Genomic DNA, 24,037 nt, shown 5'->3' on the forward strand with positions numbered 1-24,037 from the left:
GACCGATCAGCCGATCGCGCTCAGGTCCCCGTACACCGTCCGACCCTCCAGGACGGTGGCGAGCACCGTGATGTCGGCCAGCTCGGCCGGCTCGACATCGAGGGGATTTGCCGACAGCACAACTAAATCTGCGTAGGCACCGGGAAAGATGGACCCGATGTGATCCTCGCTGAACAGCTGCCAAGCGGCGTTGACCGTATGGGCGCGCACGGCGGCGTCCACGGGGATCCGCTCCTGGGGCGCCACGACGCGGCCGCTGGGTGAAAGTCTGGTGACGGCATCCTGCATGTTCCGTAGCGGATTGGCAGGGGTGACGGGTCCGTCGTTGTGGAAGGTGAACTGTTGTCCGGCCGCGAGTGCAGATCCTGCTGCGGCCCAAACGGATCCGTATTCGGGGCCGAACAGGTCATCCACCAGAACGTCACCCCAGTAGTGCAGGTGGTCGATGAAGATGCTGACCGTGACACCCAGTTCCGCTGCGCGGACGAACTGATCCGGACGCATCGCGCCGACGTGTTCGAGACGCAGCCGGTGATCGGGCCGGGGGTGCTCTTTCAGAAGTTGCTCCCACGCATCGAGAACCATGGTGATCGCGTCGTCGCCGTGGGCGTGGCAGGCCATCTGCCACCCCTTGGCGAAGTAAGCGGAACTGATGTCGTGGATCTGTTCGCCGGTGTAGTTGGCGTGCCCGTGCGTGCAGGCGATCCCGAGTGCGCGGGTTGCCTCGGTATCGAGGTACGGGAAACTGGTGGCGATGTTGCCGACCCACGGCGAACCGTCGGACCAGACCTTGATCCCGATCTGGCGCACCAGGTCGTTTCCGTCGCCCGGCGATGCCTCGGTAGTGCGTGCTTCGTTGGACATTTCGTAGAGCCGCAAGCGGGTGGTGAGCAGTCCGGCGTCGGCTATCGCGGCCAGGGCGGGCCGCATCTTGGGGTCGAACGACAATTCGGCGATGGTGGTGATTCCGGCGGCGTTCAGCCGGGCGCATTCGGCCGCCACCAATGCGGGGAAGTCGTCGCCGATGGTGACTGCGTGGCCTGCGACTGCAAACACGGCAGGCATTTCGTACGCGGATCCGTCGAGTGCGCCCGTCGGGTCGTGGCCGTACGATCCGCCGATCGGATCGGGGGTATCGCGGGTGATGCCGGCCTGCACTGCTGCCGCCGTGTTGAAATACGCGACGTGGCCCGAGTTGTGCATGATCACGAGCGGGTACTCCGGTGCGACGGAGTCCAGCCATGCGATGGTCGGGTCGGGTAGGCCCTTCTGCAGCAACGGGTCCCAGCCATTCAGAGAAGCGCCTGCAGCACCCCGCGAACGAACTGTGTCGACGACGGCCGCAACCACGGCATCTGCCTCGGCGATCGTGACGGGCCGGATGTCGACGACGTCAGGCCCGAGCACGATCGCTTCTTCCAAAGGGTGACCGTGCGGCTCGATGAACCCCGGCAGAACAGCGGCGCCTCCGACGTCAACAACGCGGGTATCCGGCCCCACCAGTTTCTCGACGTCCGTGCGCGCGCCGACGGCCGTGATCCGGCCGCCCGTCACGGCGAGCGCCTGGGCGCGTGGTGCTTCCTCGTGCATGGTCACGATGTCGCCGTACAGAACCAGATCAGCAGCCATGGTCAGTCCTTATCGGTTGTCCGCGTACGCCTGTAGGTGTGCCACCTGCTCGGGATCGAGTGAGGGACGTACCTTCTCACGGGCGGTTGCCACGTCCGCGGCCGTCACGTCGGCCGCGTCCATGCTCCGACGCATGGCGGCGAGTGCAGCCTCACGCAGGAGAGCCGAGCAGTCTGCTGCCGAGTATCCCTCGAGATCGACGGCCAGAATGTCCAAATCGACATCTTCGGCGAGCGGTACCGACTTTCCGGAAGCACGCAGAATCGCTTTGCGAGCCTCCGCATCCGGCGGCGGTACGAATACGAGTCGTTCGAGTCTGCCGGGGCGCAGGAGAGCCGGGTCGATCAGATCCGGTCGGTTGGTGGCACCCAACACCACGACGTCGCGTAGCGGCTCGACGCCGTCGAGTTCGGTCAGCAACGCGGCCACGACGCGATCCGACACCCCGGAATCGGAACTTTGACCACGACGCGGGGCAAGGGCGTCGATCTCGTCGAGGAAGATCAACGAGGGCGCCGAATCGCGTGCGCGCTGGAACAACTCTCTTACGGCCTTTTCGGAGGCGCCGACCCACTTGTCCATCAGCTCCGCACCTTTGACGGCATGAACGCTGAGGTGACCTGAGCTGGCAAGGGCGCGAACGAGATACGTCTTACCGCAGCCGGGAGGGCCGTAGAGGAGCACACCTCGGGGCGGGTCGACACCGAGACGCGCGAAGGAGTCTGGGTGCTGCAGCGGCCACAGAACTGCTTCGGTGAGCGCCTGTTTGGTTTCGACCATGTCGCCGACGTCGTCGAGTGTGACGCTGCCGATCGAGAGTTCTTCGGTACTCGAACGGGACAGTGGCCGAATCACTTCGAGGGCACCGACAAGATCTTCCTGCGTGATCTCCGGAGAATCACCGGATTTGGACGCCCGCGTCGCCGCTCGCAAAGCAGCTTCGCGGCAGAGCGCCGCGAGGTCGGCGACCACGAATCCGGGTGCGCGCGAGGCGATGGCGTCGAGTTCGAGGGTTCCGGTGGGCACTCGGCGGAGCAGGAGTTCGAGCAACGCCTTGCGGGTTGCGCCGTCCGGCAGGGTAAGTGCGAGTTCTCGATCGCAGAGATCCTGGCCGCGAAGGCGCGCCTCGACGGTCTCCGGATGGGCGGAGGTCGCGACGAATGCCACGCCCGGGGTTGCGACGGCGCTGCGCAGTTGTTCGAGGATCAGTGCGGATACCGGTTCCGCGGTGGCCGGAAGCAGAGCGTCGATGTCACTGATCAGCAGTACACCACCGCCGCGCACGGCAGCAACGGCGTCGACGATTCGCTGCAGGCGGGTATTCGCCTCGGTGGCACCGACTCCCGGGCCGTCGAGTTCGACAAGTTTGCGCGAGGACAGGACCGAGCGGGCCAACGTGGCTTTGCCCACGCCGGCGGGGCCCGTGATGAGGACGCCGAGGTGCGGGGAGGCGCCGAGCGTACGGAGCAGTTCTGGTTCGTCGAGTGCCAGGCCGAGCCACTCGGTCAGCTTGGCTGCCTGCGCTTGCGCGCCGACGAGGTGATCCAGCGGAACCGACGGTGCAGGCTCGATCGCGACGGCGGCCGGACTGGAAACAAGCGCACTCGGTGTCAGTGTGCCCGCCGAGCCGGAATCCCAGTTGACTGCCGAATTCGGCTGGACGCTGACCGGACCACCGGCAGGTTCGACGGCCGTGACGGTGAGCAGTTCGGATGTCCACGCGACGCCGAAGGTACGGGAAAGCGCTTGGGTGGCTTCGGAAGTGCTCGTACCCGGACCGAGATCGCGGGGGAGGAGCGAGACCGTGTCGCCGACGCTGACGACCTTGCCCAGAAGGGCTTGTCGCAGAACCGTCGAGCTGATCGAATTTGTCGCCATGGACGAGCCGGTGACGGAGACGGATCGCGCTCCGTACACCGTCACCGGACCGACCACGACGGAAGAGTTCTCGGTCAAGCCGACGTTCGACATGGTGACGTCGTCGAGAAGGATCGTGCCTGCCGGGGTTCCGGTGGGCGCACGGCCCGCGACGGTCGCGGTGCCGCGGGCTCCCATGAGTGCGATGGCATCCCATTCGCGGATGCCTAACGCCGCCAACGCTTCGGGGTGCAAGCGCACGACCCCGCGGCGTAGGTCGGCGGCAGAGGTGTTGAGTCGAACGGTGAGGGCGAGTTCCGGCGAAGTCACCTCTCGAGAGTACGTCGTGGACTAGCGGGGTCGCCGCAATCCGAGACGAGCGGCCGAGCGGCGGCCACCGACGTTGGGTTGGCGTCGGATCGCGCGGCGTTCGGAAGGCTTGATGTCCCAGGTTTCGGGACGTGCTGCCACCCACCGCTTCGAGTGCACGGCAAACGGGATGTGCACCAGGTAGATCGCGATGAGAACGATCAGCAGGATGTACGGGTAGGTGATGAGTGCGGCTGCAGCCAACGTCACCAGGACGAGCAGGCCGGCCGCCATGTGCGGCGGCACGGATACCGACTTCATCGCCAGCGTCGGGATGCGGCTGACGATCAGTGCAGCCGAGAAGAGCGTCCACACGATGACGACGAAGTGCGAAGACCACCAGCCGTCACCCCACTGAGCCGTCGCGGCCAGGGGAGTGAGGGCGATGAGTGCGCCGGCCGGAGCCGGAACGCCGACGAAGTACTCACGTGCGTACGCGGGGACGTCGTCGTCGTCGAGCAGAGTGTTGAAACGTGCGAGTCGCAACACGATGCTGACCGCGTAGATCAACGCGATGATCCAGCCGATGCTGGTGCCGTCCAGCAAGGTCACGTACAGGACCAGGGCCGGGGCGACGCCGAAGGAGATGGAGTCGGCCAGTGAGTCGAGTTCGGCGCCGATCTTGCTGGTGGCGTCGAGCAGTCGCGCGATGCGGCCGTCGAGTGAATCGAGGACGGCAGCGGCGCCGATCATCGCGAGCGAGGTACCGGGTTGTCCGTCGAGAGCGAATTTGACGGCGGACAGCCCGGCGCACAGCGCCAGGATGGTGATGACGGACGGCAGCAACCGCACCGCCTGGGTGCGTTTGGGCATCTTCGCGCCGGGTTGGGCTGCTCCCGGCTTCTTCACGGCTGACTTCATCTTCGGCGTCTTCACGGCAGTTGCGCGATAACTGTTTCAGCACCGATCGTGCGTTGTCCCGGCTCGACCAGGAGTGTGGTTCCGGCGGGGAAGTACGTGTCGACGCGTGAGCCGAAACGGATCAGTCCGTACGTGTCGCCGATCGGCAGGACGTCACCGACACCGGCGTAGCAGACGATGCGGCGCGCGAGCAGTCCCGCGATCTGGACAACCGCAACGTCGTGACCATCGGCGGTTTCGATCAGCATGCTGTTGCGCTCGTTGACCTCGCTGGCGTCGGCGAGATCTGCGGAGAGGAACTTGCCTGCCTGGTGAACGACCTCTTTGACCGTTCCACCGACAGGGCTGCGCTGGACATGCACGTCGAGAACCGAGAGGAAGATGCTGACGCGCGGGCGCGGCTCGCTTCCGAGATTGAGCTCGGCGGGCGGAACGGCGTTGTCGACCAGCGCCACCTCGCCGTCGGCGGGTGCGACGACGACGCCGATGCGGTTGGGCGGCACCCGGTGCGGGTGACGGAAGAACGTGGCGCATGCGGCGGCGGTGGTCAGACCGGCTCGGCGCACCCACTTACGGTTGCGGCCCAGAGCTGCAACTCCCAGCGGGGCCAGCACGAACGGCAGGCCGGCGGGATGAAGTGGCGGAATCGCATGGCGAACCAGATCGACGATATGTCCGATCCCGGTGGGTTGCGGGGTTCCGGGGGGTGTGGGTCGGCGTGCCACAGGCTCCTCTAACTACTCGGTAGGTCTTCTGCTGGTCGCACTGACAGTACGGGGTGGTAGAGCATCCATAGATTACGTGAACGCCTTCTCTCCTACAGGCTGTAGTGGCATCAAGTACGAGTAGTACCCGACACAGTCGCCGGTGCGTATCGCCAGCGGGAGCGTCGCACCGCTTACTCGGATCACCAGTTGCCGCCCCGGTTGGGCTGCGGCGGCGTCGCGCAGTCGCTGCCGGTCGACCAGTACGCGGAACCTCTCACGGGGATCCATTCCACCCGGATCCACCCGGGCACCACCGTCTTCGCCGATGCTGACGACGGCTCCGTGTCCGGGGCCGTTGAGCAGGGCGGCAAGTTGGTCGCCGCTCAGTTCGACAGCGTTGTGGTGCTCGCGCAGGATTCGGTGATCGGGGAACTCGCCGTCCTCGATCAGCGGGCTGGACACCGCGCCACCCGGATACGACGCAGTCACCGTGCGCGCGGAGAAAGTCAGCGTCACGACGCCGGCGACATCGCGTAACAATCGCGCGAAGGCCACGGGAACGACGGCGGACACTGCCAGAGCGGAGTGAACTTTCACCTCGGCGACCGCGAGCCGGAACTGATCAGTGGTGACAAACGCAGCGACGCCGTCGTGAATGTCGAGGTGGACGCCGCGAAGTATCGGGAACTCCGATTCCTCGTTCACGGCGAACATCACGGCGTCGAGTGCGCGTCGTAGATCCCAGGAGTCGATCTCCACGCCGCCGGAGGCAGGTAGCGAGTCGATCAGGCGGTGGATTCTCTCGAGTTCGGCGCGGGCGTCGGCGAGGCCGTCCTCGAGATTGCGCAGATGGGCGTTCAGGCACGAATGAGGTTCCGGTCCGGTCAGGACGGCCATCATGTCGCGGATCGGAACACCGACGCGTCGCATACCGGCGATCACGCGGGCGTTGCGGAGCTGGTCGTCGGTGTACCAGCGGTAACCGGTGTGCGGATCGACGGAATGCGGGACGAGCACGCCTTCCTTGTCGTAGAACCGCAGCGCGCTGATCGGGAGCGCCGACGCCCGGGACACCTCACCGATCGTCAGGAGGGCGGAACTAGTGGTCACGGATCAATTCTGCCCGCAGTCGCTCGATACCGCCCCTGATCATCCGGCCGTAGCCGTCGTCGGCGAGGGCGCCGACCGACGCCTCGGCCTTCGTCAGATGCTCGACGGCCTCGGCGTCGCGTCCGAGTTTGCGGTAGTCGGCAGCCAGGTTGAGGTGCAGGGACGGATAGAAACCGGCAACCTGCAGTGACGCATGGTGTTCCTGAGCTCGCGCCTCGGTCAACGAATCGGCAGCGTCGAGGGCGCGCAGGTCCCAGCAGAGCTCCAGAGCGGGATCGTCTTGAACGTCGGCCATGTAGTGCGCGAGGGAGACGATGTGGAGCGCGTCTGGGGCGGCGCTGATCTCTTCCCACACCTTCTCGAACGCAGAGCGAGCCCCGGCTCGATCGCCGGAGCTCGCCAATTCTTGTGCCTGCGCTATCTGTGTCATCACGGGATCCATGGAACGGATCCTGATGCCTCGACCTGGTCGAGGGTCAAGCGGAGGTGCGTGCAGCCGCCTCGGCTTCGCTCTTCACACGCTTCAAGGTGGCGTTCATGCCTTCGACGAGTTCGACCTCGAAGTCGGCGTTTCCGCCCAGGACGGTCTTGACGAGGAACTGCGAGACCTTCGACGTTCCGGTGGGAGCCTCGCGACGCTCGGTCACCTTGGTGCCCGTAGCGGTCGGCTCGAGTTCGTAGGACCAGATCGTGCGGTTCTCCGCGATGCGGAACGCCACCGACTTGTTGGGCTCAAAGCGAACGACCTTCGACGACGTCGGCCAGACCAGCAGGCCCTTGCGGTTGACGTTGATCGTCTTGGCACCCTCACGCACGGTCCCGCCGATTACCTTCATCACCTTGCACTGGGGGCTCCATTCGCCCATGCGCTGCAGGTCGGCGACGATTGCCCACACGTCCTGCGGTGATGCGTCGATGTCGATGCTTGCTTCGAGCGTGTTGGACACAGTCTCTCCAGTCGAGTTGATGCTACGTAAAGTTACAAACACTTTTGTCGATCGTAAGCGATCCGTCAATGGACCATGTGTGTCAGGTCACTGTACGGCCGTCCAACAGGGTCGTGCGGGAACACGCGCGGTGGTAGCGGAGAATGGTTCGCGCACGTATGACGATCCATCCGACTGGAGTACCGAGAAGTGAACAGCGACGCCGCGACGCAGGATGGCCTCAAGCGAGGGCTGACAGCGCGCCACATCCGCTTCATCGCCCTCGGATCAGCCATCGGGACCGGACTGTTCTACGGCAGCGCCGAGGCCATCAAACGAGCCGGCCCGTCGGTGCTCCTGGCTTACCTGATCGGCGGCATCGCGGTCTACCTGGTGTTGCGAGCGCTCGGCGAGATGGCGGTCCGCAACCCGGTCTCGGGTTCGTTCAGCGAGTACGCGAACAAGCACCTCGGACCACTCGCCGGTTTCATGACCGGGTGGACGTACACGTTCGAGATGGTGATCGTGTGCCTCGCCGACGTCACCGCCTTCGGTCTTTACATGCAGTTCTGGTTCCCGGACGTACCGAGATGGATCTGGGTTCTGGCTGTCGTCTTCTTCATCGGCGCGATAAACCTGTTGAGCGTCAAGGTTTTCGGTGAACTGGAATTCTGGTTCACGCTCGTGAAGATCACTGCCATCATTGCGATGATCGCCGGTGGCATCGCGATCATTGTGTTCGGATTCGGCGTTCACGACACCGATGCCGGAATCAGCCACCTCTGGTCGGACGGCGGGTTCTTCGCGACGGGCTTCGGCGGATTCGTCGCGTGCTTCGCGATCGTCATGTTTGCGTTCGGTGGCACCGAGATCATCGGTATCACCGCGGGCGAAGCCGAGGATCCGGCGCAGACCATCAGGAAAGCCGTCAACACGGTCCCGGTGCGCATCATTCTCTTCTACATCTGCACCCTCGCCGTCATCATGGCGATCATTCCGTGGCAGACCATCAACTCCGACAACAGCCCGTTCGTCCAGATCTTCGAGAACCTCGGATTGGGTACGGCCGCATCGATCCTCAACATTGTCGTCATCACCGCGGCCCTGTCCGCCATCAACAGCGACGTTTTCGGTGCGGGTCGCATGATGTTCGGAATGTCGCATGCCGGCCAGGCCCCGCAGGTGATGAAGAGAGTCTCCGCAAACGGTGTTCCGTGGATGACCGTTGTCATCATGACCGGTGCCCTGCTGGTGGGAGTACTGCTCAACTACCTGATCCCGGACCAGGTGTTCCTCGTCATCGCCTCGCTGGCGACCTTCGCCACCATTTTCGTCTGGATCATGATCCTGCTCTCGCAGTTCCGTTCCCGCGCTCAGATGAGTGCAGACGAAACAGCGGCACTGAAATTTCCAGTGCCGCTGTGGCCGTACGGTCAGATCTTCGCGATCGTGTTCCTGGCTTTTGTCATCGTGTTGCTCGGCGTCATCGCCGATACCCGAGTTGCGCTGCTCGTCGGTGGCGGATGGCTGGTTCTGCTGACGGGCGCGTACTACAAGTGGGTGAAACCGGCTGTCAGCGCAGCGGATCGAAGTGACGCATGACGGTCGGCGTCTGAGCACCGGTCATCGAGTCGGCCACCATCTTTCCGGTCAACGGACCCAGGGCGATTCCCCACATCCCGTGACCACCGGCGACGTGCACGCGCGGCGAGCGCGTGGCTCCGATCAACGGCAAGCCGTCGGTAGTGCACGGTCGTGAGCCCACCCATTCCTCTTCCCGCGCAGTCCAGTCGATGCCGCTGAGCATCGGCTTGGCCGCATCGACGATCGCCTGCACGCGGCGCGGATCCAACGGCGCGTCGGGGCTGCGGAATTCCATCATTCCGGCCACTCGGAAGCGATCGTGCAACGGCGTGCACGCAACGCGCTGGGTGGGGAAATACACAGGATTCTTGGGGAGGTGCTCGGGCTTGACGCTGAAGCTGTAGCCGCGTCCGGCCTGCACCAGTTTGCGCACGCCGAACGGTGCGGCGAGCTTGTTCAAGCGGGCACCGCTCGAGATGACCACGGCGTCACCGTCGCGTGAATCACCGTGTGCACTGCGAACACTGACTCCGCCGACCCGATCGTCGATCTGCGTGACGTCGAAACCGCTGACGATTTCTCCGCCGCGTTCACGAACCGCGTCCGCCAACGAGTTCACGAACAACGGGGGATCGATGAAACGCTGATTGCGCAGGCGCAAACCGGCTTTCACACCCTGACCGAGTGAAGGCTCGAGCGAGTGAATCGCGTCGTAGTCGAGGAGGTCGAAGTCGACCTCGCCGCCCGCGGCCTCGACGTGATGGAACTCGTCCACCAAAGTCTGTCGGTCCTTCTCGGACGCAAACGCGGCGAGGAAAGGATCGGCAAGGCGGGTCAGCTCTTTGACGCCACCGTCGGCGAGTTCGTCGTACGCGCCCAAGGCTGTTCGGTTGACCTCGGTGTAGACCGACATCGCTTCCTGCCACTTCGACGGCGTGCAGTGGCGCGCGAACCCGACCAGGAACCGAATCAGCTTCAGATCGGTGGTCAGTGGCACGTACACCGGGGATGACGGGCTGAGCATCGCGCGCAAGCCGTATTGGAGCACTGCGGGTTCGGGCAGCGGAAGCGTCAATGCGGGGGCAAGCCAACCGGCGTTGCCCCAGCTCGCGTCGGCTGCGACGCCGTCGCGATCGACGACGGTGACCTCGACTCCACGTTCCTGCAAGAACCAGGCCGTCGACAATCCGACAACACCCGCACCGACCACGACCACACGATCGGGGCTCTGACGAGTTCCCATGACGCACTCCTTCTACAGACTCTGCTCGAACCGAGACGCCGGTCACATCCGGGTCTTCTCTCAAGCATGAATCGCGGGGCCGGCAAAAGGACTGGCCGTTCGGCCATCGTCGGAGCTACCTCGTTGTGGATTCGCACAACGCGGCGTCGCGCCTGCTCAGCGAGCGAGTTTGAACTGCAGCATCAGAATCAAGCGGGTGTCGGCGTCGGTCAGGTCGACGCCGCACATCTCCTTGCCTCGACGCAAGCGGTTGCGGAGCGTGTTGGGGTGAACATGGAGTGCGGCAGAAGAATTCGCCACGTCACCGCCGTGCTCGAGAAAGGCCTTTGCCGTCGCGACCAGATCGCTGCCGTGCTGAGAGTCGTGACGTTCGAGGCTCCCGAGTGGTGTGGCGTCACCGAGACCGTCGATGATGTCGGCGACGTGCAGGGCGAGTACGGAGGCCAACGTGTCCCTCATTCCCGAGACGGTTCCGCCGGACCGGCCATGCCGAAGCGCTCCGAGAACATGGTCGGCGTCCGAGCGTGAAAGATGTGATTCGCTCGCAGACTTCACGGTCCGGCCGACGGCCACTGCCAGGAATTCGCGGCCACGGGCGCGGGTGAGGAAGTCGGCGGACAATCGGCGAGCGTTGGTCTCGTCGGCCGCGATGACAAGGTAGATGGTCTCGGACAGTTGAGCGGCAACGGCGTCGACGGCCAGAGTGTCGAGGTACAGGCTCAAGGACGCGACCAACCCCGCCGGCAGTGGTCCCGCGATTGTTCCGACGGCGACGACGGTGAGCGGGCCTGCCAACCGCAAGTCGTCTGCGGCGCGGAAAGCCGGTTCGCCACCGCCGATCAGAGCTTGGACGCGCTGGGACTGGCGACGGCGTGTGCTGTCGACACGGTCACGCTCCGAGGCGATTCTCTCGGCCACGACGGATACCGCGGAACGAAGTATCGATTCCTGTGTGGGCGTCGGTGTTCCGGCGAGTGCAACCCAGATCGAGCCGACGGGGTGATCGTTCTCGCGAACTGCGATGACCAGTCGCGGCGTGATCGCAGGGTCTTCGAGGTCGACGTAGATGGGATCGCTCTCTCGGTGGAGGCGATCGAATACTCCTGCATCGGAGAGTAATTGGCGGAATCGGCTGGGTACCTGCCGGCCGAGGATCGTGCCGATGCGAGCTTCGTCCACGGCCTGCTCGCCGCCGGAGTACGCGAGGACGGTCGAGTTCTCGTCCTCGATCGTGACGGGAGCGCCGAGTAATTCGGCCAGAGAACCGGCAACGGAGAAGAGGTCGTCGTCGCGCAGGTCCATGGGTGGGAGCCTACTGAGCGATCGACGGATTTCGGGTTACGACGCCTCGGCAGGACCTCGATGGCGAATATAGGCTGGTGCAATGGCCGACATCGAAGGTGTTCTGTTCGATATCGACGGAGTCCTGCTCACGTCCTGGCAGCCGATCGAGGGAGCAGGGGAAGCAGTACGCGAAGTTCGGCGGCGGGGATTGGCCTGTGGGTTTCTGACCAACACCACCTCGCGCAGTTCGACGCTCATCGCGCAGGGGTTGTGCGACGCCGGTATCGAGGTCGAGGCGAGCCAGATAGTTACTGCCGCCAGGCTCACGGGGGAGTACGTGCGGGCGACGTATCCGGACGCGCGGGCGTGGGTCCTCAATCACGGTGACGTGTCTGCCGATCTCGAGGGAATCGAATTCGACGACGCGGATCCCGAGGTCGTGATTCTCGGCGGCGCCGGCCCGGAGTTCACCCACGAGGCGCTGAGTCGAGTGCTCGAACTTCTGCTCGCCGGTGTGCCCGTCGTCGCGATGCACCGCGGGATGATGTGGGAGACCGTAGACGGCCTTCGGATCGACACGGGAACGTACTTGCCGGGCTTCGAGGAAGTGGCAGGTGTAAATATCGCCGCAGTGGGTAAACCGTCTCTCACGGGGTTCCTGACAGCCACGGAGCTGATGCATGTCGAACCGGAGGCGACGGTGATGGTCGGCGACGATCTGATCGGGGACGTCCTCTCCTCACAACGAGTCGGCTTGACCGGAGTTCTGGTGCGCACAGGCAAGTTTCGGCAAACAGTGCTCGACCTCTCGGTTCAGAAGCCCGACCACGTCATCGATTCGGTCGCCGATCTTCCGGCCCTTCTCGGGGTCGTCCTCGAGGCTTGACCAGCCGGGGGTGACGGACTTCACTCGAGCGGGTACTCTCGCGCCCGAATCCAATGAACCTGTTCCACGAAGGAGTTTTCTATGCCCTTGATCTCGTCAGTCTGGTTCCGTCGCTCATCCTCTCGAGTCAGCGGAATTTCCAGTAGTCGGTTGGGGGGCCGCCTGGCGAGAACAGGGGCTGTGATGACTGTAGGTATGGGGCTCGCCGCCGGGCTGGCGCTGACCGGTGCGGGAGCTGCTTCGGCAGCCCCAGTCACGTGTGTCTCGCCGCCGTCGGCCAATGACATCCAGGTCTCCGAGACCGCGAGCTGCGGCGCGCAGTCCGTCGGAGCCGGCCGTTCGCAGGCCGGTGCTGCCGAGAGCGGTACCGCTGTGAGCGTCGCCGCCGACAACGGCTACTCCAATTCATATGCAAACGGCTTCGGAACCGCGCTGGGGGCTTCTCGCGGTAACGGTCAGGCGCAGGCATTTGCGCTCGGCGGCGGTATCGCGCGGGCCGGGGCGGCTGACGGAAACGTCACCTTCGCTATCGCCGGTTACGGAGCGGGCGCTACGGCCGATGCCAACGGCGTCGACTGCGTCGGAGTGCTCTCGTTTGCGGTCAATTTGAGTAACGGACAGTTCTGCATCGCGGGCTGAGGCTCAACCTTGCACTCGGCACGCTCGAGTGCTAAAAATGCAGTTGGCACTCGCGAACCGTGAGTGCCAGGTCGAGGCAGTGAGACCGGGAACCATAGACACCCCCGGTCGTCCGTCGCGGGCACTGACTAGACCACAGGCGTAGATGGGTGACCAGGCAAATCGGTCGCCCGTGTAATGAGGTGACTGGTCAAACGGTCGCCTTGTGCCGATGAGGTGACCCGACGAGCGGTCACCTTGTGTGTCACCCCCTATCCGGAGGATCACTTCGCAATGGCAAAGATCATCGCGTTCGACGAAGAGGCACGTCGTGGCCTCGAGCGAGGCCTCAACGCCCTCGCCGACGCTGTCAAGGTGACGTTGGGCCCCAAGGGTCGCAACGTCGTTCTCGAAAAGAAGTGGGGCGCCCCCACGATCACCAACGATGGTGTTTCCATCGCCAAGGAGATCGAACTCGACGACCCGTACGAGAAGATCGGCGCCGAGCTCGTCAAGGAGGTCGCCAAGAAGACTGACGACGTCGCTGGCGACGGCACCACCACCGCTACCGTTCTCGCACAGGCTCTGGTCCGTGAAGGCCTGCGCAACGTCGCAGCCGGCGCGAACCCGCTCGGCCTCAAGCGCGGCATCGAGAAGGCTGTCGAGGCTGTCACAGCTCGCCTGCTCGAGACCGCCAAGGAGATCGACACCAAGGAGCAGATCGCTGCTACCGCGGGTATTTCCGCCGGCGACCCGTCCATCGGTGAGCTCATCGCCGAGGCTATGGACAAGGTCGGCAAGGAAGGCGTCATCACGGTCGAGGAGTCCAACACCTTCGGCCTGCAGCTCGAGCTCACCGAGGGCATGCGCTTCGACAAGGGCTACATCTCGGCGTACTTCGCCACCGATGCAGAGCGTCAGGAAGCCGTCCTCGAAGACGCGTACATCCTGCTCGTCAGCTCCAAGATCTCCACGGTCAAGGACCTGCTGCCCCTGCTGGAGAAGGTCATCCAGTCCGGCAAGCCGCTCCTGATCATCGCCGAGGACGTCGAGGGCGAAGCTCTCTCCACCCTCGTGGTCAACAAGATCCGTGGCACCTTCAAGTCTGTTGCCGTCAAGGCTCCCGGCTTCGGTGACCGTCGTAAGGCTCAGCTCGCCGACATCGCCATCCTCACCGGTGGCGAGGTCATCAGCGAAGAGGTCGGACTCTCCTTGGAGACCGCAGGCCTCGAGCTCCTCGGCCAGGCACGCAAGGTCGTCATCACCAAGGACGAGACCACCATCGTCGAGGGTGCCGGCGACGCCGACGCAATCGCCGGTCGTGTCAGCCAGATCCGCGCCGAGATCGAGAACAGCGACTCGGATTACGACCGTGAGAAGCTGCAGGAACGTCTGGCCAAGCTGGCCGGCGGCGTTGCAGTCATCAAGGCCGGCGCTGCTACCGAGGTCGAGCTCAAGGAGCGCAAGCACCGCATCGAAGATGCAGTGCGTAACGCAAAGGCAGCCGTCGAAGAGGGCATCGTCGCCGGCGGTGGCGTTGCACTTCTCCAGGCAGCTCCCGCACTGGACGACCTCAAGCTCGAAGGTGACGAGGCAACCGGCGCGAACATCGTTCGCGTTGCACTGTCCGCTCCGCTCAAGCAGATCGCATTCAACGCAGGCCTCGAGCCCGGCGTTGTTGCGGACAAGGTCTCCAACCTGCCCGCAGGTCACGGCCTCAACGCTGCGACCAACGAGTACGGCGACCTGCTCGCTGCAGGCATCAACGACCCGGTCAAGGTCACCCGCTCGGCACTGCAGAACGCAGCGTCCATCGCGGCTCTGTTCCTGACGACCGAAGCCGTTGTCGCTGACAAGCCCGAGAAGGCCGGAGCGCCTGCAGGCGATCCGACCGGCGGCATGGGCGGCATGGACTTCTGAGTCCATCTCCACCTAGCTCCTAGAGCCCGGCCCACCATTCGGTGGGCCGGGCTTTTGCTTGTCTGGAGACGGCATCCTAACGGCGGTCAGTCGCATCGGTTCACGACCGTTGGACAAGTTCTTTAGTGCTAAAACTTTAGTGCCAAAATATCCAACAAATGATTGAATTAAGTAAGGCTTTAGTGTGAAATTAACTAGTTCTTTTGGTGGAAAAATGCAACTAAAATAGAATATTCCCGACAATCTTCACAAAACTGATACATGTTGCAGTGATCTGGGTTACAGTATTGCGCATCGAGGAGGAAAGTTCCGGTCTGAAGCAATTGAAATGTATCGAAGCAGATGGCTTCATGTCTACGCCTTTTGGTGTATACAAGTACTATTCGCTATGGGTTGCAAATTTCAATTTCCCGAAATCGTGATTGAAATATTTGCGGGAACGATTCGTTGCTCAGCGCAAAATGGAATATTTATCTCTGGCGTCTTCGGCCGGATGGTGAAGCTTATCTAATATTGTTGTTAAATTATTCACGATACAGGTGAGTTTAATGAATGGATCCACTGCGTGTTGATTAAAGGCTCGGAGTGGGTGACTGCATCTGTTGCCATATCTGACTCGGCTATGAGTCGATGACTTCCACCCGGGATATCCGCGGGTAGGGGGAACTGACGACACGGAACGCTGCGAGCGTAACCGCGTCGGACAGGCAGTTCGATCAAACCGCCTTACGAGGAAATAGGAGTGAAGAACATGACTGTATCACTGGCGCGACGTACTACGATTGGTCTCGCAGCTGTAGCTGCATCAGCAGGTTTGGTGTTCGCGGCCGTTGCTCCGGCGTCGGCAACAGCGGGGCCCACGACAACAAGCTTTAAGAACGCGTGTTGGGCCGGTTCACCTGGAAATGTTGCGCAGTTGGAAAACCTTTCTGTCACCGTTGACCACACGGTCGTTGCGCCGGCCGGTCAGCCGAATACCTACACAATCCAATTCGGGGACCAGACTACGCCGAGCTCGTTCCCAGGTTATACTTTCAAGGGATTGAGTGATATTCAGTACAAGCTCTCGTACAATACCGCGACGTTGACAAGTGCGACCAAGACGAGTTCGGGTACGAATATCAGTTCGGGTAGTCCTACTGTTTCGGCTTCAGGCGGAATTATTACTCTTGGGAAGTTTGGAGTCGGCCCGAGCACGACATTCAAGGCACCTCAGATCACCGTTGTGACGACGTCTCCGGTGTTCGATGTAAAACTCTCTACTTCGGGAACTGCAGCCGAGTTCGGTAACTTTGCGAATAACTACTTCAGCTTCAAGGCGAACGGAGTAGCCGTTGTGATTCCAGTCAGTGCATCTACCTCTTGTGTTCCGTCTGACGACATCACGGGGGCGGTTGGAAGTTACCCGGCACTCAATGCGGGCGCCGGCACGCTTCACTAACATTGGATGCTCTGCCTCCGTCGTGAATTCGTCTAATTGGTCGCGGCGGTGATATGCGGCGAGAACGTGGCCGTCCGTGCAAATTGGCACAGGCGGTCACGTCTCTCGGTCAGCTGTGGTGCGCGGCTGTGGACTTGGTTTCCTCCACAGGCATTCCTGTGCTCAGATCATTTGGTGATCCAGCAACGTGGATTCAATCTTATTGGCAGTCATAGCCGTTCGGATTCGGATGGTTGAGAGCTAGCACTTTTGTCGGTGCGTCGGAGTTGAAACGTCCTCTAGTACTAGTACTTTCGCGGGATGTTTCACCTTCGGATTGCGTAGTCGAACGGTATTGGTAGACAGATCGATTGCACTCGTCGGCAGATACGTTGCAGTGTGTAGTGCCGCGTTGCCGAAGCTATTGAGTGCGGTGTGTTGATGGATTTCAGTAGAAATTGTGGCCGGCTCGGGCCCGCGACCTGCAAAAATGGAACAGGTTTCAGAAAGCTTCAAAATGTTTAGCCGAAAGTTCCCCAAATCGGGCTCTTCTGCACTACCTTGATGTCACCCCACAGCCGCGAAAGGGCGCGTACGCCCCGAAGAATATCGGTTACCTGGTTTGCAAAATCTTTCTCTCTGCTGCTCGGACCAGTTCTTTGTGGGCTACTGCAAGCGGTCCGATGTAAACGTCCTATGAGTAATCCAAGACCTACGAAAGGGTGGGAATCAGTATGATCGTCATGTTCCTCCAAGCGACTGCGCAATTGTTCACCGATCTGCTGGCCAACACATGGAGCGGGTCGATGCTGCCGGGCGTAGAGGCCGGCACAGGCTCGTTGGTATCCGCTATCGAACTCAGCTGATCGATAGTTTCAATTTCCGAGGATCTTTCTGACAGTGGGAGTGAATGATGGGTAGTTTGGGATCGGTCGCTGATGTGCTCGAAGGCGAAATGGGAGGGTTGATCAAGTCGGTCATTGCGGGCATCATTTTCGCGCCGATAATGTCGTCGATCGACCTGGGATGGCAGGTTCCCCCTCTGCCGTAATTCGGAATCGTCAAGACCCGCGTGTTTGGATAACGGCCACGCAGATCTGATGGACTCCGCTGTTTTCTTTTCAGAACCCGAACGAACGAATTCCAAGGAGTGTGGAAGTACAGTGGATACAGCAAGTTTGATCGACGCGGTCGGCAGCATCGACGCGAACTCGGTCCAGTTGCCTTTGGCGGCTCTCAAGGGAATCATCGAGGGAGTTTTCGCAGCTATCTCTTCTTTCATTGAACTGGGTGTCACAGGATCCGCTGCGTCAGCCGGATCGATCCAATCCGGCCTCGGCTCCATAGCCGGCACCTAATCCGAAGAGGAGAAAGAAATGTTGAACGGATCATTGACGTACCTGTCCGATCTCGTCAGTTTCGGGTCGGTTGATCTCGTGGGCACGATCGGGAAATACCTGAACGCGCTTTCGTCCTTCCCAGTGTGATGAAAGGAAATGCACAATGCTTGAAAGATACCTGACTTCGATCGTGCAATGGGTTATCGACACAGCGGGCCTCACCTCCGCCGGAAGCAAGATGCTTCAGAATCCGAAGTAGGAAATTCTTGGTGGAGTCTGAATTGGAATACGCCACCGAGTCCGAATGATCCCCGAGGCTGACTTACGCCTCGGGGATCACTCGGTTTCGAGTTCCGGTCACGATTACCGATGCAGTGAGACGAGGTAGTGTCGATGCGATTGCCCAGCAAATTTGCGGTGCAGTTGGCGCGGTTGAGCCCGCGTGATGCCGATTTCATCTACAACGAGGCGGACGGCCATCTGGGGCATTTGATAGGGGTGTATTTCTTCGATACTTCTCAGCGCCCTGAGTCGGAGTTCTCGCGCGAGCAAGCAGTCGAATGGGTGACCGCACGGCTCGGCCACCATCGCATGTTCACCCACAAGGTAGGTCGTATCCCGCTCGGACTCGATCATCCGTACTGGATGCCAGTCAATGACTTCGACATCCGTGACCACGTACACGTCACAGACCTCACGGAGCCTGGTTGGGCGTCACTCGAGAAGCCTTTGAGTGCTTTGATGACTTCCCGGATGGACTTGACCCGTCCGCCATGGGAGTTGCACTTCTTCAACGGAATCGAAGGTCTCGATGATCTGGACGGGAGGCTGACCGCCGTAGTGCTCAAGTCCCACCACAGCGCAGCGGATGGGATAGCAATCCGGATGTTGGGGGAATCCATCTTCTCGGGCGAAGAGCGAGCCGCCCGACACGTTCCAGTACCTCGACTATTGAAGGTGCGTGTACTCCTCGAATCGTTGGCGAGCATTCCCAGCCAGATGTTCAGATTCGCCCGGAGCGTTCCTGGGAATCGCGCTGCTCAACGCGCTGCGAACGCGGCCCAATCGGCCGGTGAATGGGTCGAGAGCCTCAACGAACGTCCGGCTACCAGGTTCAACGGCAAAGTCAGCGGATCGGGAACGCTGCAGCAATTGACCCTTCCCGGTGCCGTAATCGGTGCGGTCAAACACGCGGTTCCAGGTGCCACTGTCAACGATGTTCTCCTGGCGATCGTCGGTGGTGCGCTGTCGCGGTATCTGACAGAAAATGGTGAGCCGCCAGGGGGATCCTTGGTGGCAATGGTGCCTCGCTCGATGCGCAAGGTCGAGGAGTGGCAGTCTGCCAATCAACTGGTGACCTTGTCAGTCGATATGCACACGTCCGTTGCGGCGCCGCTGGAACGATTGGCACTCATCGCGGAATCCTCGCGTTCGGAGAAGATACGTACTTCCCACCCTGCCACTCGCCGTGTGGACGCCGCGATCGAAACGGCGCCGGCATTCCTGCTGAGATTCATTGCTTTTGCGCGAAGTAGGAATTCCCACGATGTCACTCGTCCCCGCTACCAGCACACAATGGTGAGCAATATTCCGCTCTCTGTTGAAGGGCTGACGTTGAACGGTGCACCGGGTGCCGCCGTGCTGGCAACCCAACCCCCGGTTGACGGCGACGGGCTACGGCATTTCATGGTCGCCGCAGCAGGTGGGGGACTGACCCTCAACGTCATCGCGGATACCGCGACCATGCCCGATCTCCACCATTACATCGAACTACTGCGAGCAAGTTTCGATGATTTAGCGGCGGCAGCCGCGATGCAGACTGCGGATTCACCTAACCAAGAGGTTGCCTCCTGATCGATCGGAATCGCAGGCACCTTCTCTGATTGCTGGATCCGGTGATACCCAACGATTCCGAGCAGAACCCAGAGGATCTGCATGTCAGCTCGCTACAATTCGGACATTCGTTCAGCGTCGGAATTGAGGGGCATGCATGATCTTTCGGAACTCGTTGCCAGCCGTGGTATCTCAGATGGGACCGCGAGACGCGGAGTTCGTCTACAACGAGTCCGGTGGACATCTGAGCCACATGGTCTGCGCCTACTTCTTCGACACGACGGGCCATCCGCTCGCAGAGATGACGCACGACGACGCGGTTCGGTGGATCACCGAAAGATTCGGGTACTGGCCACTGTTCACGAGTCGACTCCAGCGAGTTCCGCTGGATCTGGATTATCCCTATTGGGTCCCGGCCGATTTCGACGTCGATGATCATGTGCACGTCCATCGTGCCCCTGTTGCCGGGTGGGCCCCGGTTCGTGAATTGCTCGGGCGCTCGCTCGGGGAGCCGATGGACCTGTCCCGGCCGCCCTGGGAGTTGCACGTCATGACCGGCGTGCACGGGATCGACGAGCTACCGGGCAATCTGACGCTGATCATGCTCAAGACCCACCACGGGGCCGGTGACGGTCTGGCGATCCGCGATCTGACCAACCTTCTGTTCTCCGGTCCGCCGAAACCGGAGACGAAGCGTGCCGGTTCGGGGCTTTCGTCGCTGGATTTGATCGGGCGCACGGTCGTGGGTTTGCCCGGCCAGGCGATCCGTTTCGGCCGGGGTCTGTCCGTGACAAAGGTTGCGGCCGAGACGGTTCGGGAGGCGGAAGAGGCCGGAGAGCTACCTACGTACTCGGCCGACCGCCTACCGACCCGATTCAACGGCGTGCTGGGTGGAGACATCACGATCGATTTCCTGACGCTGGACGGCGCAGACATCAAAGCGATCCGAGCGGCCGTTCCGGACGTGACGGTCAACGACATCTTCCTGACCGTCGTCGCCGGTGCTCTCGACGCCTACCTGTCGGAGAAGGGCGAGAAGTCGGCCAGTGGGTTGGCGGCGATGGTTCCCCGATCGATGCGGCAGATAGCCGAATGGGAGTCGGCCAACCAACTGGCGCTGTTGACGGTCGATCTGCACACGGACGTCGAAGATCCGGTCGAGCGGCTGACACTGATCAGGGATTCGGCGCTGATGGCAAAGGGGCGGAGTTCGCACCCAGCCGTCCGTCGTTACGGCACACGCATCGAAACCTCGCCTGCGGCTCTGCTCAGACTCACCGGTCTCTCGCGTCGGCTCAACAAGCTGGACCCTTCGCACAAGGTCATTCAGAACACGACGATCAGCAATGTCCCGGTATCGGTCGACGGCAATGTTTTCGAAGGTGCGCCGGCGGTGGCAGTTCTCGGCGGGCAGGCGCCGGTCGACGGAGACATTCTGCGCCACTTCCTCATTGCCGCGCGTGGCGGTTCTCTGACGCTCAATGTCATCGTCTCGCGAGAGACGATGCCGGATATCGAGCACTATGTCGAATTGTTGCGGGTGGGGTTCACGACGCTTCTGCAGGCAGTTTCTGAACAAAATCGTGAGGTAGTCGAACGATAAAGAGCAACTTGCGTCGGAACTTGTGGTGAATCGACGATTTGTGTTCGGGAAATTTCTGTCGAATTCATCCTAATTAAGGTAATTGTCCGTAGTGGTGTCGAGTCGTTATCTCGCGGATTAATGTGACTGTCGACACGTCGAGTGTCTACCGCCGGACTGGTTCGATAATCGTCACCGACGGTAAAAAGAATCACCTACGCGAGGAGCTGAACATGGGTTCGTTGATGGATATTCTCGGTGGTCCGAATGGGGACGGTGCACCGATGCAGGCTTTGCTGACAATGCTGCTGGGATTGGACAATGTCGGTGCAAACCTCTTCGGTTCACTGGCTGACACCGCCGGTGGAATCTTCGGATCTCTCGACACCCTCAGCTTTACGCCGCCTGTCGTTCCCTGAGTTTTCTGATCGGCGTCATTTGCTCGTCCCAAGTGAACCACTGAACATCTAAAGGAGAACGTCATGCTTGAAGGATCTGTCATGGACGCTGCCGGCTCAGTCGGTGCGATCATCGGTCAGGGGTTGGGCAGCGTCAGTGGCCTGGCCGTCAAGGGTCTCGAGGCCCTCGCTGCGCTCAGCGGTGGGGAGTTGAAGGCCGCCAAGTAGATTGTCGATTTCGGGGCCTGCTCGTGTTGGCGCGTAGGCCCCGAAATACCTTTTGTCGGCCCGTAATTCTCGCCATGTCAATTGCCGAAATTCTCAACCTAACGGCATGAGCATCCAGGCGGCGAGATATACCAAAGCCGCGGTTCCACCCGTGCAAATAGCGGCGATAACGGCGAGTAGACGGACAAGATTTACGTCGGCGCCGAAGTAATCTGCAATTCCGCCGCACACTCCGGCGAACATTTTCTTGTCGTTGGAACGAATGAAGGGGCGAGGTGTGTTGCTTTCGAATGTCATGCTTCAATTCTGAAGCGAGATGGCGCCGCGCACCATCGGGGACGACCCCCATCTGCACCCTGATCTTTTGAGGCCGCCGTGTCATACCCCGGTAGTTCATCCCAGCTTCACCGAACAGTTGCTGCGGGAGACTAACTTGTCGGCGGTGACCGATTTAGCAGAACGCCGACCGTTCCTCAGCGCCTTCGCGGATCTCTCGACCGCCGTCGATCTGGCCGACACCGCCGCCTTCACCGTCGACGACAATGACGACGACGATCCGGTGCTGCTGACGTCGCCGGACGGTTTCGAGGTCGACACCTGGCGGGAGGGCTACCCGTACGAGGCACGGATGCCTCGGGACGAGTACGAAATGTCCAAGCGTCTGCTGCAGATCGAACTCCTCAAGCTGCAGAACTGGTCGAAGGAAACCGGCGCACGGCACGCCATCGTGTTCGAAGGACGCGACGCTGCCGGCAAGGGCGGAACGATCAAACGATTCATGGAGCACCTCAATCCTCGAGGCGCTCGCGTCGTGGCGCTGGAGAAGCCGTCGGCCCGCGAGTCGACGCAGTGGTACTTCCAGCGCTATGTGCAGCACCTTCCCGCCGCTGGGGAACTGGTGATGTTCGATCGGTCTTGGTACAACCGGGCCGGGGTCGAGCGGGTCATGGGCTTCTGCACCGACGAGGAGCACGAGCGTTTTCTGCGCCAGGTGCCGTTGTTCGAGCAGATGCTCGTCGACGACGGCATCAGCTTGATCAAGTTCTGGTTCTCGGTTTCACCGCTGGAGCAGCGCACGCGGTTCGCGATCCGACAGGTCGATCCCGTTCGGCAGTGGAAGCTTTCGCCGATGGACATCGCTTCTCTGGACAAGTGGGATGCGTACACGGCGGCGAAGGAAGAGATGATTCGGTTCACCGATACCGACACCGCTCCGTGGACCGTCATCAAGAGCAATGACAAGAAACGCGCGCGGATAAACGCGATGCGTCACGTGCTCAGTCAGTTCGATTACGACAACAAGGATTACGAGATCGTGGGTACTCCGGATCCGCTGATCGTGGGAAGCCTCGAATAGTCGGCGCGTGGGCTCTGCCCATCCGCGGCGTGGGTGGTTAGTGTGAGTTGAATGGAGACCGTACCGATCCAACTCCCCGACGGCACCGTGACCCCGATCCGTCTGTTTCCCGGACCGAACGACGACGCACCCGTGGTGGTGATGTTGCCCGGGCTCGGAGTTCCCGCCGGGTTCTACGATCCGGTGGCGCAGGCCCTGGTCGAAGCCGGCTTCAATGCGGCCATCGGTGAACTGCGTGGCCAAGGTGACAGCAAACCGCGCCCGAGCGCGTCGAGTGTTTTCGGATATCAGGAACTGGTCTCGATCGATTGTCCGGCGACATTCGAGGTAGTGCGCGAGCGGTTCCCGGCCAGCACACCTTTTCTGATGGGGCACAGCATGGGCGGCCAGATCGGGGTGATGTACGCGTCGAGGATTCGGGGCCGGCTCGGCGGACTGATCCTGGTTGCCTCCGGATCGCCGTATCACCGCGGATTCCCCGGAATCCGTGCGCCCGGACTCTATCTGGGTTCGTCCGCGATGTCGGTGACAGCCAACATCGCCGGCTTCTGGCCGGGAGACCGGGTCAACGTCGGCGGCTTCGGTCGACAGTCGAAAGTACTGATCACCGATTGGGCACGGTTCGCCAGGACCGGTCGCATGGAACCCGTCGGTGCGGATATCGACTACGAGGAGTGGATCGCTCGCCTGACCTTGCCGGTTCTGTCGATCACGATCGAAGGGGACGATCTCGCTCCACGCCGGTCGGCAAAGAACCTGGTGGACAAGCTCTCCGGGGCCCAAGTGACGATGACGCACATCGACGAACCACTCGGTCACAACGGTTGGATACGCAATCCCACCGCTGTGAGCGAGCGCGTCGTCGCGTGGTTACGCGACCGCTGA

At 61.7% G+C, this 24,037-nt stretch carries 23 protein-coding genes; 13 read left to right on the forward strand and 10 right to left on the reverse strand.

All coding sequences use genetic code 11. The features are described from left to right. Positions 1-6: 6 nt before the first annotated feature. From ACFWAD_RS25955 to ACFWAD_RS25985, 7 genes are all read right to left on the reverse strand, one after another. The gene (locus ACFWAD_RS25955; protein ID WP_378549041.1) at positions 7-1,629 is read right to left on the reverse strand and encodes an amidohydrolase; all 1,623 of its coding nucleotides are present in this window, start codon (positions 1,627-1,629) and stop codon (positions 7-9) included. A gap of 9 nt (positions 1,630-1,638) precedes the next feature. Then, positions 1,639-3,816 (reverse strand): AAA family ATPase, encoded by a 2,178-nt coding sequence (locus ACFWAD_RS25960; RefSeq protein ID WP_378549044.1) that lies wholly within the window; start codon positions 3,814-3,816, stop codon positions 1,639-1,641. Positions 3,817-3,837: 21 nt separating this feature from the next. Further along, the gene (locus tag ACFWAD_RS25965) at positions 3,838-4,668 is read right to left on the reverse strand and encodes a phosphatidylcholine/phosphatidylserine synthase (protein WP_029254795.1); all 831 of its coding nucleotides are present in this window, start codon (positions 4,666-4,668) and stop codon (positions 3,838-3,840) included. Positions 4,669-4,727: 59 nt separating this feature from the next. After that, on the reverse strand, positions 4,728-5,441 hold the full coding sequence (locus ACFWAD_RS25970; protein WP_003941540.1) for a phosphatidylserine decarboxylase: 714 nt from the start codon (positions 5,439-5,441) through the stop codon (positions 4,728-4,730). A 72-nt stretch (positions 5,442-5,513) separates the two neighbouring features. Next, a complete protein-coding gene (locus tag ACFWAD_RS25975; protein WP_378549047.1) occupies positions 5,514-6,533 on the reverse strand; it encodes a MerR family transcriptional regulator in 1,020 nt (339 codons plus the stop codon). Further along, the gene (locus ACFWAD_RS25980) at positions 6,523-6,975 is read right to left on the reverse strand and encodes a hypothetical protein (RefSeq protein ID WP_378549050.1); all 453 of its coding nucleotides are present in this window, start codon (positions 6,973-6,975) and stop codon (positions 6,523-6,525) included. The genes ACFWAD_RS25975 and ACFWAD_RS25980 overlap by 11 nt, the downstream gene beginning before the upstream one ends. 34 nt (positions 6,976-7,009) lie before the next feature. Further along, a complete protein-coding gene (locus tag ACFWAD_RS25985) occupies positions 7,010-7,480 on the reverse strand; it encodes an SRPBCC family protein (RefSeq protein WP_003941500.1) in 471 nt (156 codons plus the stop codon). Between the two features lie 189 nt (positions 7,481-7,669). On the opposite strand from ACFWAD_RS25985, the gene ACFWAD_RS25990 reads away from it, so the two are divergent. Then, positions 7,670-9,061 (forward strand): amino acid permease, encoded by a 1,392-nt coding sequence (locus ACFWAD_RS25990; RefSeq protein WP_378549053.1) that lies wholly within the window; start codon positions 7,670-7,672, stop codon positions 9,059-9,061. Here the strand turns inward: ACFWAD_RS25990 and ACFWAD_RS25995 are convergent. Then, entirely contained in the window at positions 9,033-10,286 is a 1,254-nt protein-coding gene (locus ACFWAD_RS25995; RefSeq protein WP_378549056.1) for an NAD(P)/FAD-dependent oxidoreductase, read from the reverse strand. The genes ACFWAD_RS25990 and ACFWAD_RS25995 overlap by 29 nt on opposite strands. A gap of 156 nt (positions 10,287-10,442) precedes the next feature. Further along, the gene (locus ACFWAD_RS26000) at positions 10,443-11,588 is read right to left on the reverse strand and encodes a PucR family transcriptional regulator (RefSeq protein ID WP_378549059.1); all 1,146 of its coding nucleotides are present in this window, start codon (positions 11,586-11,588) and stop codon (positions 10,443-10,445) included. Between the two features lie 82 nt (positions 11,589-11,670). Between ACFWAD_RS26000 and ACFWAD_RS26005 the strand changes: the two genes are divergently transcribed. The 10 genes from ACFWAD_RS26005 (at position 11,671) to ACFWAD_RS26050 (ending at position 21,795) form a co-directional block, all read left to right on the forward strand. Further along, the gene (locus ACFWAD_RS26005) at positions 11,671-12,456 is read left to right on the forward strand and encodes an HAD-IIA family hydrolase (RefSeq protein WP_003941506.1); all 786 of its coding nucleotides are present in this window, start codon (positions 11,671-11,673) and stop codon (positions 12,454-12,456) included. Between the two features lie 81 nt (positions 12,457-12,537). Then, positions 12,538-13,095 carry a DUF6764 family protein gene (locus tag ACFWAD_RS26010; RefSeq protein WP_019744475.1) on the forward strand — a complete coding sequence of 186 codons (558 nt, stop codon included), beginning with the start codon at positions 12,538-12,540 and terminating at the stop codon, positions 13,093-13,095. A 273-nt stretch (positions 13,096-13,368) separates the two neighbouring features. Beyond that, positions 13,369-14,994 (forward strand): chaperonin GroEL, encoded by a 1,626-nt coding sequence (gene groL / locus ACFWAD_RS26015; protein WP_003941476.1) that lies wholly within the window; start codon positions 13,369-13,371, stop codon positions 14,992-14,994. A gap of 742 nt (positions 14,995-15,736) precedes the next feature. Continuing rightward, positions 15,737-16,435, forward strand: a complete 699-nt coding sequence (locus ACFWAD_RS26020; RefSeq protein WP_042951134.1) for a hypothetical protein — start codon at positions 15,737-15,739, stop codon at positions 16,433-16,435. A 713-nt stretch (positions 16,436-17,148) separates the two neighbouring features. Continuing rightward, positions 17,149-17,280 carry a hypothetical protein gene (locus ACFWAD_RS26025; RefSeq protein ID WP_255246887.1) on the forward strand — a complete coding sequence of 44 codons (132 nt, stop codon included), beginning with the start codon at positions 17,149-17,151 and terminating at the stop codon, positions 17,278-17,280. Between the two features lie 297 nt (positions 17,281-17,577). Continuing rightward, positions 17,578-17,772 (forward strand): hypothetical protein, encoded by a 195-nt coding sequence (locus ACFWAD_RS26030; RefSeq protein WP_020723597.1) that lies wholly within the window; start codon positions 17,578-17,580, stop codon positions 17,770-17,772. Positions 17,773-18,147: 375 nt separating this feature from the next. Beyond that, a complete protein-coding gene (locus tag ACFWAD_RS26035; protein WP_378549064.1) occupies positions 18,148-19,608 on the forward strand; it encodes a wax ester/triacylglycerol synthase domain-containing protein in 1,461 nt (486 codons plus the stop codon). A gap of 136 nt (positions 19,609-19,744) precedes the next feature. Further along, the gene (locus ACFWAD_RS26040; protein ID WP_378549067.1) at positions 19,745-21,190 is read left to right on the forward strand and encodes a wax ester/triacylglycerol synthase domain-containing protein; all 1,446 of its coding nucleotides are present in this window, start codon (positions 19,745-19,747) and stop codon (positions 21,188-21,190) included. 212 nt (positions 21,191-21,402) lie between these two features. Further along, the gene (locus ACFWAD_RS26045) at positions 21,403-21,588 is read left to right on the forward strand and encodes a hypothetical protein (RefSeq protein ID WP_223304379.1); all 186 of its coding nucleotides are present in this window, start codon (positions 21,403-21,405) and stop codon (positions 21,586-21,588) included. 63 nt (positions 21,589-21,651) lie between these two features. Continuing rightward, positions 21,652-21,795, forward strand: coding sequence for a hypothetical protein (locus ACFWAD_RS26050; RefSeq protein WP_003941503.1), 144 nt, complete (start codon positions 21,652-21,654; stop codon positions 21,793-21,795). A gap of 93 nt (positions 21,796-21,888) precedes the next feature. On the opposite strand, the gene ACFWAD_RS26055 is transcribed toward ACFWAD_RS26050, so the two are convergent. Continuing rightward, complete coding sequence (locus ACFWAD_RS26055; RefSeq protein WP_378549070.1) at positions 21,889-22,092, reverse strand: PspC domain-containing protein; 204 nt, start codon at positions 22,090-22,092, stop codon at positions 21,889-21,891. Positions 22,093-22,237: 145 nt separating this feature from the next. Between ACFWAD_RS26055 and ppk2 the strand changes: the two genes are divergently transcribed. Further along, positions 22,238-23,152, forward strand: coding sequence for a polyphosphate kinase 2 (gene ppk2, locus ACFWAD_RS26060; RefSeq protein WP_037129644.1), 915 nt, complete (start codon positions 22,238-22,240; stop codon positions 23,150-23,152). Between the two features lie 51 nt (positions 23,153-23,203). Next, positions 23,204-24,037: an alpha/beta fold hydrolase gene (locus tag ACFWAD_RS26065; RefSeq protein ID WP_378549073.1), complete on the forward strand. Its 834-nt coding sequence runs from the start codon at positions 23,204-23,206 to the stop codon at positions 24,035-24,037.

Source organism: Rhodococcus sp. NPDC059969, assembly GCF_042738325.1.
Taxonomy (GTDB): domain Bacteria; phylum Actinomycetota; class Actinomycetes; order Mycobacteriales; family Mycobacteriaceae; genus Rhodococcus_F.